General features: G+C 52.7%; 21 protein-coding genes. All 21 read right to left on the bottom strand.

Going from position 1 to position 10,532, the window contains the following annotated elements:
* Positions 1 to 291: 291 nt before the first annotated feature.
* The 21 genes from rplQ to rpsC all read right to left on the bottom strand — a co-directional run bounded on the left by rplQ (position 292) and on the right by rpsC (position 10,530).
* Positions 292 to 675, bottom strand: a complete 384-nt coding sequence (rplQ, locus tag QLG02_RS20690) for a 50S ribosomal protein L17 (RefSeq protein WP_282466020.1) — start codon at positions 673 to 675, stop codon at positions 292 to 294.
* 43 nt (positions 676 to 718) lie between these two features.
* Complete coding sequence (gene rpoA / locus QLG02_RS20685; RefSeq protein ID WP_005307997.1) at positions 719 to 1,708, bottom strand: DNA-directed RNA polymerase subunit alpha; 990 nt, start codon at positions 1,706 to 1,708, stop codon at positions 719 to 721.
* Between the two features lie 25 nt (positions 1,709 to 1,733).
* Positions 1,734 to 2,354 carry a 30S ribosomal protein S4 gene (gene rpsD / locus QLG02_RS20680; RefSeq protein ID WP_011704319.1) on the bottom strand — a complete coding sequence of 207 codons (621 nt, stop codon included), beginning with the start codon at positions 2,352 to 2,354 and terminating at the stop codon, positions 1,734 to 1,736.
* 39 nt (positions 2,355 to 2,393) lie between these two features.
* Positions 2,394 to 2,783 (bottom strand): 30S ribosomal protein S11, encoded by a 390-nt coding sequence (gene rpsK, locus QLG02_RS20675; protein ID WP_005319702.1) that lies wholly within the window; start codon positions 2,781 to 2,783, stop codon positions 2,394 to 2,396.
* A gap of 14 nt (positions 2,784 to 2,797) precedes the next feature.
* Positions 2,798 to 3,154: a 30S ribosomal protein S13 gene (rpsM, locus tag QLG02_RS20670; RefSeq protein ID WP_005307991.1), complete on the bottom strand. Its 357-nt coding sequence runs from the start codon at positions 3,152 to 3,154 to the stop codon at positions 2,798 to 2,800.
* 139 nt (positions 3,155 to 3,293) lie between these two features.
* On the bottom strand, positions 3,294 to 3,407 hold the full coding sequence (gene rpmJ, locus QLG02_RS20665) for a 50S ribosomal protein L36 (protein WP_005319705.1): 114 nt from the start codon (positions 3,405 to 3,407) through the stop codon (positions 3,294 to 3,296).
* Between the two features lie 27 nt (positions 3,408 to 3,434).
* A complete protein-coding gene (gene secY / locus QLG02_RS20660; protein WP_010672567.1) occupies positions 3,435 to 4,763 on the bottom strand; it encodes a preprotein translocase subunit SecY in 1,329 nt (442 codons plus the stop codon).
* 8 nt (positions 4,764 to 4,771) lie between these two features.
* Complete coding sequence (gene rplO, locus QLG02_RS20655; protein WP_005307987.1) at positions 4,772 to 5,209, bottom strand: 50S ribosomal protein L15; 438 nt, start codon at positions 5,207 to 5,209, stop codon at positions 4,772 to 4,774.
* 2 nt (positions 5,210 to 5,211) lie between these two features.
* Positions 5,212 to 5,391, bottom strand: coding sequence for a 50S ribosomal protein L30 (gene rpmD / locus QLG02_RS20650; RefSeq protein WP_005307985.1), 180 nt, complete (start codon positions 5,389 to 5,391; stop codon positions 5,212 to 5,214).
* Positions 5,392 to 5,397: 6 nt separating this feature from the next.
* A complete protein-coding gene (rpsE, locus tag QLG02_RS20645; protein WP_011704318.1) occupies positions 5,398 to 5,898 on the bottom strand; it encodes a 30S ribosomal protein S5 in 501 nt (166 codons plus the stop codon).
* A gap of 14 nt (positions 5,899 to 5,912) precedes the next feature.
* Entirely contained in the window at positions 5,913 to 6,266 is a 354-nt protein-coding gene (rplR, locus tag QLG02_RS20640; protein WP_011704317.1) for a 50S ribosomal protein L18, read from the bottom strand.
* Between the two features lie 9 nt (positions 6,267 to 6,275).
* Entirely contained in the window at positions 6,276 to 6,809 is a 534-nt protein-coding gene (gene rplF / locus QLG02_RS20635; protein ID WP_005307981.1) for a 50S ribosomal protein L6, read from the bottom strand.
* Between the two features lie 13 nt (positions 6,810 to 6,822).
* On the bottom strand, positions 6,823 to 7,215 hold the full coding sequence (rpsH, locus tag QLG02_RS20630; RefSeq protein ID WP_011704316.1) for a 30S ribosomal protein S8: 393 nt from the start codon (positions 7,213 to 7,215) through the stop codon (positions 6,823 to 6,825).
* 21 nt (positions 7,216 to 7,236) lie between these two features.
* Positions 7,237 to 7,542: a 30S ribosomal protein S14 gene (gene rpsN / locus QLG02_RS20625; RefSeq protein ID WP_011704315.1), complete on the bottom strand. Its 306-nt coding sequence runs from the start codon at positions 7,540 to 7,542 to the stop codon at positions 7,237 to 7,239.
* A 10-nt stretch (positions 7,543 to 7,552) separates the two neighbouring features.
* Complete coding sequence (gene rplE / locus QLG02_RS20620) at positions 7,553 to 8,092, bottom strand: 50S ribosomal protein L5 (protein ID WP_005331162.1); 540 nt, start codon at positions 8,090 to 8,092, stop codon at positions 7,553 to 7,555.
* Between the two features lie 13 nt (positions 8,093 to 8,105).
* A complete protein-coding gene (rplX, locus tag QLG02_RS20615; protein ID WP_005307977.1) occupies positions 8,106 to 8,423 on the bottom strand; it encodes a 50S ribosomal protein L24 in 318 nt (105 codons plus the stop codon).
* An 11-nt stretch (positions 8,424 to 8,434) separates the two neighbouring features.
* Positions 8,435 to 8,803, bottom strand: coding sequence for a 50S ribosomal protein L14 (gene rplN / locus QLG02_RS20610; protein ID WP_005307975.1), 369 nt, complete (start codon positions 8,801 to 8,803; stop codon positions 8,435 to 8,437).
* Positions 8,804 to 8,950: 147 nt separating this feature from the next.
* Positions 8,951 to 9,199 (bottom strand): 30S ribosomal protein S17, encoded by a 249-nt coding sequence (gene rpsQ / locus QLG02_RS20605; RefSeq protein WP_005307966.1) that lies wholly within the window; start codon positions 9,197 to 9,199, stop codon positions 8,951 to 8,953.
* Complete coding sequence (rpmC, locus tag QLG02_RS20600; RefSeq protein WP_005307965.1) at positions 9,199 to 9,390, bottom strand: 50S ribosomal protein L29; 192 nt, start codon at positions 9,388 to 9,390, stop codon at positions 9,199 to 9,201. Before rpmC ends, rpsQ begins: the two co-directional genes overlap by 1 nt.
* Positions 9,390 to 9,803: a 50S ribosomal protein L16 gene (gene rplP / locus QLG02_RS20595; protein WP_005307963.1), complete on the bottom strand. Its 414-nt coding sequence runs from the start codon at positions 9,801 to 9,803 to the stop codon at positions 9,390 to 9,392. The genes rpmC and rplP overlap by 1 nt, the downstream gene beginning before the upstream one ends.
* Before the next feature lie 13 nt (positions 9,804 to 9,816).
* On the bottom strand, positions 9,817 to 10,530 hold the full coding sequence (gene rpsC / locus QLG02_RS20590; RefSeq protein ID WP_005331168.1) for a 30S ribosomal protein S3: 714 nt from the start codon (positions 10,528 to 10,530) through the stop codon (positions 9,817 to 9,819).
* Between the last annotated feature and the right edge of the window lie 2 nt (positions 10,531 to 10,532).

Genomic DNA, 10,532 nt, shown 5'->3' with positions numbered 1-10,532 from the left:
CAAGGTGATGACCTACTTCAAGATTAGCCTTTCAACACATAACTGGGACAGAGCCCTAAATTAGCCCTCCTCTGCGAGCAGCTCATACCACCGGCTGGCTTTTTCTGTACCAGGTGAATGGAAGATCATCATTCGATGATAAGGAATACCTACCTATATAAGGAACTACACGATCAAGAGTAAGCAGTTGAGGCAGTTGAGGCAGTTGAGGCAGTTGAGGCAGTTGAGGCAGTTGAGGCAGTATCAGAATCCATTAAAAGAAAAGCCGGGACAAGCCCGGCTTTTTCTTTATCACTCAGCAACTGCTTCAGCAGCGGCCGGGCGGTCTACCAGCTCAATGTAAGCCATAGGGGCGTTATCGCCTGCACGGAAACCGCATTTCAGAATGCGAGTATAACCGCCGGCGCGCTCCAGGTAGCGCGGGCCCAGTTCATTGAACAGCTTAGCCACGATCGCGTTATCGCGAGTACGGGCAAATGCCAGGCGACGATTAGCAACGCTATCAGTCTTGGCAAGGGTGATCAGCGGTTCAACTACACGACGCAGCTCTTTTGCCTTAGGCAGAGTCGTCTTGATGATCTCATGACGAACCAGGGAGCTGGCCATGTTGCGGAACATAGCCTGACGATGGCTGCTGTTCCGGTTCAGTTGACGACCACTCAAACGATGGCGCATGACCTTATCCTTCTAACTAAATCTGTGAAACCCGTAATCTGGATTACTCGTCAGCGATGCTGGCGGGCGGCCAATTCTCGAGGCGCATGCCAAGAGACAGACCACGGGAGGCCAACACGTCCTTGATCTCAGTCAGGGACTTCTTACCGAGGTTAGGAGTCTTAAGCAACTCAACTTCGGTACGCTGTACCAGATCACCAATATAGTGGATAGCTTCTGCCTTCAGACAGTTCGCAGAACGAACTGTCAGCTCCAAATCATCGACAGGACGCAGCAGAATCGGATCAAACTCGGGTTTCTCTTCTTTCTTCTCGGGCACGCTGACATCGCGCAGATCCACGAAGGCTTCCAGTTGCTCAGCCAGAATAGTGGCAGAACGACGGATGGCTTCTTCAGGATCCAGAGTACCATTGGTCTCCATGTCGATGACCAGCTTGTCCAAGTCGGTACGCTGCTCCACACGTGCTGCCTCAACGTTGTAGGCAATACGAACGATGGGGCTGAACGCGGAGTCCAGCAGCAGGCGACCAATAGGACGCTCTTCATCATCGTTGTGAACACGAGCAGAAGCAGGCACATAACCACGACCGCGCTGAACTTTCAGGCGCATGCTGATTTCAGCGTTGGCGCCAGTCAGGTGGCAGATTACGTGCTCCGGGTTTACGATCTCGACTTCATCACCGTGAGTGATATCACCAGCGGTAACGGGGCCTGTTCCAGACTTGGTCAGGGACAGAGTTACCTCGTCCTTGCCTTCCAGCTTCACAGCGATACCTTTCAGGTTGAGCAGGATTTCAAGAATGTCTTCCTGTACACCTTCTTTGCTGCTGTACTCATGCAGTACCCCGTCAATTTCGACTTCAGTAACTGCACAACCGGGCATAGAAGACAGCAAAATACGACGCAGGGCATTACCCAGCGTGTGACCAAAGCCACGCTCAAGTGGCTCGAGAGTCACTTTCGCATGAGTCGGGCTAACTTGCTCGATGTCAACTAGCCGCGGTTTAAGAAAATCTGTTACAGAACCCAGCATTGTGTCCTCTCTTTAGAAGCTAGCTTTACTTGGAGTAAAGCTCGACGATCAGCTGTTCGTTAATGTCGGCAGACAGGTCGGAACGCTCTGGCAGACGCTTGAAAGCACCTTCCATTTTAGCGGCATCAACCTCTACCCAAGTCGGCTTCTCGCGCTGACCAGCAACCTCGAGGGATGCTTTGATACGCGCTTGCTTCTTAGCCTTCTCACGAACGCAGATCACGTCCTCAGGGGAAACCTGGAAAGAAGGAATGTTCACAACGCGACCGTTGACCATGATGGCCTTGTGGCTCACCAGCTGACGAGATTCAGCACGGGTAGCACCGAAGCCCATACGGTAAACAACGTTGTCCAAACGACCTTCCAGCAGCTGCAACAGGTTTTCACCGGTGTTACCCTTTTGACGGGCAGCGTCGCGGTAGTAGTTGCGGAACTGTTTTTCCAATACGCCGTAGATACGACGAACTTTTTGTTTCTCGCGCAGCTGAACACCGTAGTCAGACAGACGCGCTTTACGCGCACCGTGTTGACCAGGAACGGTGTCAATCTTGCACTTAGAATCAATCGCACGAACACCAGACTTCAGGAAGAGGTCGGTGCCCTCACGACGGCTAAGCTTAAGCTTAGGACCGATATATCTTGCCATCTTCTTTCTCCAACAATCCTAGACCAAGTAGCTACAGCGTTACACGCGGCGCTTCTTGGGAGGACGACAACCGTTGTGCGGGATCGGAGTCACATCAGTAATGTTAGTGATGCGGAAACCAGCCGCGTTCAGAGCGCGGATGGAAGACTCACGACCGGGACCCGGACCTTTGACCATGACTTCCAGGTTCTTCACGCCGTATTCTTTGGCGATCTCACCAGCACGCTCAGCAGCTACCTGGGCAGCAAACGGAGTGGACTTACGGGAACCACGGAAACCTGAACCACCAGAGGTAGCCCATGACAGAGCATTGCCCTGACGGTCAGTAATGGTCACGATTGTGTTGTTGAAAGATGCATGAACGTGCGCAATACCGTCGCTCACTTGCTTTTTAACGCGCTTGCGAGCACGAGTCGGAGTTTTAGCCATTTTCTACCTTCCCGTTACTTCTTGATAGCCTTGCGCGGACCCTTACGGGTACGAGCGTTGGTCTTGGTACGTTGACCACGAACAGGCAGGCTACGACGGTGACGCAAACCACGGTAGCAACCCAGATCCATCAATCGCTTGATGTTCATGGAAATCTGACGACGCAGGTCACCTTCAACGGTGAATTTACCTACTTGTTCACGCAGACTCTCGATCTGAGCTTCGTCCAGGTCTTTAATTTTCACATTCTCAGCGATACCGGCTGCGGCACAGATGGCCTTGGAGCGGGTACGACCGACGCCATAAATAGCAGTCAAAGCAATGACTGCATGCTTATGGTCAGGAATGTTAATGCCAGCGATACGGGCCACTATTCACTCCTACATATAGTAGATTACGACCACCACAAAGCCCGTGAGCGGATACGTGGCGGTCAACCAATACACAACAAAAGTTGGCTGGCTATATTAGCCAGCACAACTATTTGTTGCAAGTACTAACCGTAAAAAATTAGCCTTGGCGCTGTTTATGCTTTGGCTCGCTGCAAATCACACGCACCACACCGTGACGCTTGATGATTTTGCAGTTACGGCAGATTGCCTTAACGGAAGCACGAACTTTCATTGCTTAACTCCGTAACTACGCCGACCTTTAGCGGCCGTAGCCCTTCAGGTTGGCCTTCCTCAGGACATCACCATATTGATGAGACATCATATGGGTCTGAACCTGAGCCATGAAGTCCATGATAACTACCACGATAATCAGCAGCGAAGTGCCACCGAAGTAGAACTGTACGTTCCAGGCAGTCATCAAGAACTGGGGTACCAGACAGATAAAGGTTATATAGAGTGCACCTGCCAATGTCAGGCGAGTCATAACCTTATCGATATAACGTGCTGTCTGCTCGCCCGGGCGGATCCCCGGGATAAAGGCTCCACTCTTCTTCAGGTTGTCTGCTGTCTCGCGGGGGTTGAACACCAGCGCGGTATAGAAGAAGCAGAAGAAGATAATGGCTGCTGCATAGAGCATCTCATACAAGGGCTGACCCGGCTGCAGGACCATAGAGACCTGTTGCAGGATATCAGCGATCTTGCCCTCGCCCTGACCAAACCAAGAGGTAATGGTCCCTGGGAAGAGGATGATGCTGGATGCGAAAATCGCAGGAATCACACCGGCCATATTCACTTTCAACGGCAGGTGTGTGCTTTGCGCGGCAAATACCTGGCGGCCTTGTTGACGCTTGGCATAGTTAACGACGATACGACGCTGACCACGCTCCACGAACACCACAAAGTAAGTCACTGCGAAAACAATCAAGCCCAGCAACAACAACAGCAGGATGTGCAATTCCCCTTGACGTGCCTGTTCGGCCGTAGCGCCAATGGCATGAGGCAGACCAGCAACGATACCTGTGAAGATAATCAACGAGATACCATTACCAATCCCACGCTCGGTAATCTGCTCACCCAACCACATCAAGAACATGGTACCGGTGACCAGACTCACAACGGCCGTGAAATAGAAGCCCAAACCCGGATGAGTCACGAGTCCTTGCATCATATTCGGCAGACCGGTTGCAATACCAATGGCCTGGAACGTTCCCAAAACCAGCGTGCCCCAACGGGTATATTGGCTAATCTTGCGACGGCCGGATTCACCTTCCTTCTTGAGTTCAGCAAGAGCGGGGTGAACCACAGTCAGCAGCTGGATAATGATCGACGCCGAAATGTACGGCATGATCCCCAGCGCAAGAATAGAAGCACGCGAGAGTGCACCACCACTGAACATGTTGAACATCTCAATGATGGTGCCCTTCTGTTGTTGGAACAACTCGGCCAGTACGGCGGCGTCAATACCAGGAATCGGCACATAAGAGCCTGCACGGAAAACGATAATCGCCCCGAGAACGAAGAGCAGACGGCTCTTCAGTTCACTCAGACCACCCTGTGCTTTAACATCCAATCCTGGTTTCTTAGCCATTGTACTGATTATTCCTCGATTTTACCGCCAGCGGCCTCGATGGCTGCACGTGCACCTTTGGTGACGGACAGACCACGAACGGTCACAGCACGGTCAATGTTGCCAGACAGAACAACTTTAGCGAACACGATGTTTTTAGTAATAACACCGGCTTGCTTCAGAGTGCTCACGTCGACCACATCACCTTCTACCAGGGCGATTTCGTTCAAGCGCACTTCGGCAGAAACCAAAGATTTGCGGGAGAAGAAACCGAACTTCGGCAGACGGATTTTCAAAGGCATCTGGCCGCCTTCGAAACCGTTGCGGACTTTGCCGCCACCGGAACGAGAGGTTTGACCTTTAACACCACGACCACCGGTCTTGCCCAGACCAGAACCGATACCACGGCCCGGACGGTGCTTAACGCGCTTGGAGCCAGCGGCCGGAGACAGAGTATTCAGACGCATGCTTAGCCCTCCACCTTAACCATGTAATAAACCTGGTTGATCATGCCGCGTACGCAGGGAGTATCTTCCAGCTCAACGGTGTGACCAATGCGACGCAGACCCAGACCACGCAGAGTCGCCTTGTGCTTTGGCAGACGGCCGATAGAGCTGCGAGTTTGAGTTACTTTTACAGTGTTAGCCATGTCGCATTACCCCAGAATTTCTTCAACGCGCAGACCACGCTTGGCAGCGATCTGGGCCGGGGATTGACCCTGTACCAGAGCGTCGACAGTTGCGCGAACAACGTTGATTGGGTTGGTGGAACCGTAGGTCTTGGCCAGCACGTTGTGGATACCAGCAACTTCCAGAACAGCACGCATGGCGCCGCCTGCAATGATACCAGTACCTTGGGAGGCCGGCTTCATGAACACGGTGGAACCGGAGTGAACACCGCGCACCGGGTGGTGCAGAGTGCCGTTGTTCAGCTCAACCTTGTTCAGGTTACGCTTAGCCTGTTCCATCGCTTTTTGAATAGCGGCCGGAACTTCACGGGCTTTACCGTAACCGTAACCTACACGGCCGTTACCATCACCCACCACGGTCAACGCGGTGAAGGACATGATACGACCACCTTTAACAGTTTTCGAAACACGGTTTACTGCAATCAGCTTTTCTTGCAGTTCGCCGGCTTGAGATTCGACTTTAGCCATCTTCGACTCCTAGCTTAGAACTGAAGACCAGCGTCACGTGCAGCAGCTGCCAGAGCAGCGATGCGACCGTGATACTTGAAACCGGAACGATCGAAAGATACGTTCTGAACGCCTTTGGCAATAGCACGCTCAGCGATTGCTTTACCTACCGCGGTCGCTGCATCAGCGTTACCGGTGTATTTAATAGCTTCACTGATGGCTTTCTCTACTGTGGAAGCAGAGGCCAGAACTTCGGAACCGTTGGCTGCAATAACCTGCGCATAGATATGACGCGGGGTACGGTGAACAACCAGACGGGTAGCTCCCAGTTCCTGCATCTTTTTCCGAGCACGAGTAGCACGACGGAGACGAGCTGCTTTCTTGTCCATAGTGTTACCTTACTTCTTCTTAGCTTCTTTAGTACGCACTTGCTCGTTGGCATAGCGTACACCCTTGCCCTTGTAGGGCTCCGGAGCGCGGTAAGCACGGATATCGGCGGCGACTTGGCCAACCAGCTGCTTGTCGACACCACGCAGAACGATTTCTGTGGCAGTCGGGCACTCAGCGGTGACACCAGCCGGCAGCGCATGCTCTACCGGGTGAGAGAAGCCCAGAGCCAGCGCAACAGCATTGCCCTTGATGGAGGCTTTATAACCTACACCAACCAGCTGCAGCTTGCGCTCGAAGCCTTGGGTAACACCGATTACCATGTTGTTGACCAATGCACGGGCAGTACCGGCCTGAGCGTCAGCACCAGCGATGCCGTCGCGCGGGGCGAACTTCAGTACATTGTCTTCTTTGGTCACTTCTACACCGGCGTGAATAGAGCGAACCAGGGAACCTTTACCACCTTTGATGGACAGTTCCTGGCCGTTCAGAGTCACCTCTACGCCAGCAGGAATAGTGACGGGTGCCTTAGCAACACGAGACATTTCCTACCTCCTATTAAGCGACGTAGCAGATGATCTCACCGCCCATGCTTGCTTTGCGGGCAGCACGGTCAGTCATCACACCTTTAGACGTGGACACGATAGCAACACCGAGACCGCCCATAACTTTCGGCAGATCAGTAGTGCGCTTGTAAATACGCAGGCCGGGACGGCTCACGCGTTGGATCAGTTCTACAACTGGCTTGCCCTGGAAATATTTCAGTTCAATTTCCAGTTCCGGCTTCACGTCACCAGCTACGGAGTAGCCAGTGATGTAACCTTCTTCTTTCAGCACTTTGGCGATAGCCACTTTCAGCTTGGAAGAAGGCATGGAAACCGCAACTTTGCTCGCCGCCTGACCGTTACGGATGCGGGTCAGCATATCCGCGATCGGATCTTGCATGCTCATAAGTCTAACTCCCGAGATTCGTTACCAAGAAGCCTTCTTCAGGCCCGGAATTTCGCCCTTCATGGCATGCTCACGCACCTTGATGCGAGACAGGCCAAACTTGCGCAGGAAACCGTGCGGACGACCAGTAATATTGCAACGGTTACGCTGGCGGGACGGACTGGAATCACGGGGCAGCTGTTGCAGTTGCAGGACAGCATCCCAACGCGCTTCTTCAGAAGCGTTCATATCAACAATGATAGCTTTCAGCTCGGTTCGCTTGGAGGCGAACTTGGCTACCAGCTTCGCACGCTTTGCTTCACGTGCTTTCATGGAAGTTTTAGCCATAACCCTAACCTTACTTGCGGAATGGGAAGTTAAAGGCAGCCAGCAGAGCACGGCCTTCTTCATCGGTATTCGCGGAAGTGGTGATGGTGATATCCAGACCACGGACGCGATCGACCTTGTCATAGTCGATTTCCGGGAAGATGATTTGCTCACGCACGCCCATGGAGTAGTTACCACGACCGTCGAACGCTTTAGCGTTCAGGCCACGGAAGTCACGGATACGCGGTACGGAGATGCAAATCAGCCGTTCCAGGAACTCCCACATACGCTCGCCACGCAGGGTTACTTTACAACCTATCGGGTAGCCTTCACGAATCTTGAAGCCCGCAACAGATTTGCGAGCTTTGGTGATCAGCGGCTTCTGACCGGAAATGGCAGCCATATCGGCAGCAGCATTTTCCAGCAATTTCTTGTCAGAGATCGCTTCACCAACACCCATGTTCAGGGTGATTTTCTCGATCCGAGGGACTTGCATGATAGTCTTGTAACCGAACTGTTTGGACAGTTCATTTACTACATCGGATTTGTAGTAATCATGCAGTTTCGCCATCGTTAAACTCCAATTACTTCACAAGTTCGCCGGTGGATTTGAAGAAACGGACTTTTTTGCCGTCTTCAATCCGGAAACCAACGCGGTCAGCCTTGCCAGTGGCAGAGTTGAACAGCGCTACGTTAGATACATCGATGGGGGCTTCTTTGGTGACGATACCGCCAGCCTGACCCAGTGCGGGTACCGGCTTCTGGTGTTTCTTCACCTGGTTGATGCCTTCCACGATTACCTTACCTTTTGCAATCAGGACTTGAGTGACTTTGCCACGCTTGCCCTTGTCTTTGCCGGTAAGAACAATCACTTCGTCTTCGCGACGGATTTTAGCTGCCATCGTTCGACTCCTTACAGTACTTCGGGTGCCAGGGACACAATCTTCATGAACTTCTCATTACGCAGTTCACGAGTCACCGGGCCAAAAATACGAGTACCGATTGGCTGTTGGTTGTTGTTAAGCAACACAGCCGCATTGTTGTCGAAACGGATGACAGAGCCGTCCGGACGACGAACGCCTTTACGGGTGCGTACGACCACCGCGTTATACACATCACCTTTCTTCACTTTACCGCGAGGAATGGCTTCCTTGATGGAAACCTTGATGATGTCGCCGATGCCGGCGTAACGGCGGTGCGAACCACCCAGAACCTTAATACACATTACACTGCGAGCGCCGGAGTTGTCGGCAACACCCAGCATACTTTGCATCTGGATCATCTTAGTGCTCCGCTTTGTTTACTTCTTATCCCTCTCGGGATCTGGCTGCCTTCAAAAGGCGCGAAACTATAACACAGGATTTTTAGAAAAGGTAGCCTAAAAAACAAACGGCCCCGCTAAGGGGCCGTTTGGACTACAAAGTACCGATTAGGCCTTTTCTACAACGGCAACCAGGGTCCAGGACTTGGTCTTGGACAGCGGGCGGCATTCGCGGATTTCCACGAGGTCGCCAGCTTTGCATTCGTTGTTTTCATCATGTACGTGCAGCTTGGTAGTGCGCTTGATGATCTTACCGTAGATCGGGTGCTTTACCTTGCGCTCGATAGCAACAGTGATGGACTTGTCCATCTTGTCGCTGATTACACGACCTTGCAGAGTACGGATCTTGTCAGTCATTACGCACCTGCCTTCTCAGTCAGTACAGTCTTGATACGTGCGACGTCACGACGCACTTGTTTCAGAGTGTGAGTCTGAGCCAGCTGGCCGGTGGAAGCTTGCATGCGCATGTTGAATTGCTCACGCAGCAGACCCAGCAGCTCCTGGTTCAGTTCTTCGACGCTCTTTTGACGCAGATCTTGGGCTTTCATCACATCACCGTCTTAATTACGAAAGTGGTCTGAACGGACAGCTTAGCTGCGGCCAGGGCAAACGCTTCACGCGCCAGAGCCTCAGGTACACCATCCATCTCGTACAGAACCTTGCCAGGCTGGATCGGGCAAACCCAGTATTCCACGTTACCCTTACCTTTACCCATACGAACTTCGAGGGGCTTTTCGGTGATGGGCTTGTCCGGGAACACACGGATCCAGATCTTGCCTTGACGCTTAACGTGACGGGTCATGGCACGACGGGCTGCTTCGATTTGACGAGCAGTCAGTTGACCACGGGATGTCGCCTTCAGGCCAAAGGTACCGAAGGATACTTCGTTACCAGAGTTGGCCAGACCGCGGTTACGACCCTTGTGGGTCTTGCGGAATTTAGTACGCTTTGGTTGCAACATTTACCGAATCTCCTTACTTAGCAGCGCGGCGCTTGTTGTCACGCTTGGGCTTTGCAGGAGCTTGCTCTTGAGCAGCAGCGGCATTAACAGCAGCCAGACCGCCCAGAACTTCGCCCTTGAAGATCCAAACTTTAACGCCGATCACACCGTAAGTGGTGTGGGCTTCAGAAGTTGCGTAGTCGATGTCGGCACGCAGGGTGTGCAACGGCACACGACCTTCACGGTACCATTCGGTACGCGCGATTTCAGCACCGCCCAGACGACCGGAAACTTCCACTTTGATGCCCTTGGCACCCAGGCGCATTGCGTTCTGTACGGCGCGCTTCATAGCACGACGGAACATTACACGACGCTCCAGCTGGGAAGTGATGCTGTCGGCAACCAGTTTGCCATCCAGCTCCGGCTTGCGGACTTCGGAAATGTTGATCTGAGCAGGCACGCCAGCAATTGCGGCTACAGCTTTGCGCAGTTTCTCAACGTCTTCGCCTTTCTTACCGATCACAACACCCGGACGAGCGGTGTGAATGGTCACACGGATGCTCTTGGCCGGACGCTCGATGGTGATCTTGGACAAGGACGCGTTTTTCAGTTCCTTGGTCAGGAACTGGCGTACTTGAAAATCGCTGTACAGGTTGTCAGCGAAGTCTTTGGTGTTCGCGAACCAGGTAGAATTCCAAGGCTTGGTAATACCCAGGCGAATGCCATTAGGATGTACTTTCTGACCCATTG

It is taken from the genome of Aeromonas sp. V90_14, from assembly GCF_029967615.1.
Classification (GTDB): Bacteria; Pseudomonadota; Gammaproteobacteria; order Enterobacterales; family Aeromonadaceae; genus Aeromonas; species Aeromonas hydrophila.
Note: the sequence above shows the minus strand (reverse complement) of the source record. Positions and strands in the feature narration are given on the sequence as shown.

Bases quoted from the DNA above. Each gene is read 5' to 3' on its own strand.
- rplQ (WP_282466020.1), bottom strand. From the start codon at position 675: ATGCGCCATCGTTTGAGTGGTCGTCAACTGAACCGGAACAGCAGCCAT.
- rpoA (WP_005307997.1), bottom strand. From the start codon at position 1,708: ATGCTGGGTTCTGTAACAGATTTTCTTAAACCGCGGCTAGTTGACATC.
- rpsD (WP_011704319.1), bottom strand. From the start codon at position 2,354: ATGGCAAGATATATCGGTCCTAAGCTTAAGCTTAGCCGTCGTGAGGGC.
- rpsK (WP_005319702.1), bottom strand. From the start codon at position 2,783: ATGGCTAAAACTCCGACTCGTGCTCGCAAGCGCGTTAAAAAGCAAGTG.
- rpmJ (WP_005319705.1), bottom strand. From the start codon at position 3,407: ATGAAAGTTCGTGCTTCCGTTAAGGCAATCTGCCGTAACTGCAAAATC.
- secY (WP_010672567.1), bottom strand. From the start codon at position 4,763: ATGGCTAAGAAACCAGGATTGGATGTTAAAGCACAGGGTGGTCTGAGT.
- rplO (WP_005307987.1), bottom strand. From the start codon at position 5,209: ATGCGTCTGAATACTCTGTCTCCGGCCGCTGGCTCCAAGCGCGTTAAG.
- rpmD (WP_005307985.1), bottom strand. From the start codon at position 5,391: ATGGCTAACACTGTAAAAGTAACTCAAACTCGCAGCTCTATCGGCCGT.
- rpsE (WP_011704318.1), bottom strand. From the start codon at position 5,898: ATGGCTAAAGTCGAATCTCAAGCCGGCGAACTGCAAGAAAAGCTGATT.
- rplR (WP_011704317.1), bottom strand. From the start codon at position 6,266: ATGGACAAGAAAGCAGCTCGTCTCCGTCGTGCTACTCGTGCTCGGAAA.
- rplF (WP_005307981.1), bottom strand. From the start codon at position 6,809: ATGTCTCGTGTTGCTAAGGCACCCGTCACTATTCCTGCTGGCGTAGAG.
- rpsH (WP_011704316.1), bottom strand. From the start codon at position 7,215: ATGAGCATGCAAGATCCGATCGCGGATATGCTGACCCGCATCCGTAAC.
- rpsN (WP_011704315.1), bottom strand. From the start codon at position 7,542: ATGGCTAAAACTTCCATGAAAGCACGTGAAGCAAAGCGTGCGAAGCTG.
- rplE (WP_005331162.1), bottom strand. From the start codon at position 8,092: ATGGCGAAACTGCATGATTACTACAAATCCGATGTAGTAAATGAACTG.
- rplX (WP_005307977.1), bottom strand. From the start codon at position 8,423: ATGGCAGCTAAAATCCGTCGCGAAGACGAAGTGATTGTTCTTACCGGC.
- rplN (WP_005307975.1), bottom strand. From the start codon at position 8,803: ATGATCCAGATGCAAAGTATGCTGGGTGTTGCCGACAACTCCGGCGCT.
- rpsQ (WP_005307966.1), bottom strand. From the start codon at position 9,199: ATGACTGACAAGATCCGTACTCTGCAAGGTCGTGTAATCAGCGACAAG.
- rpmC (WP_005307965.1), bottom strand. From the start codon at position 9,390: ATGAAAGCCCAAGATCTGCGTCAAAAGAGCGTCGAAGAACTGAACCAG.
- rplP (WP_005307963.1), bottom strand. From the start codon at position 9,803: ATGTTGCAACCAAAGCGTACTAAATTCCGCAAGACCCACAAGGGTCGT.
- rpsC (WP_005331168.1), bottom strand. From the start codon at position 10,530: ATGGGTCAGAAAGTACATCCTAATGGCATTCGCCTGGGTATTACCAAG.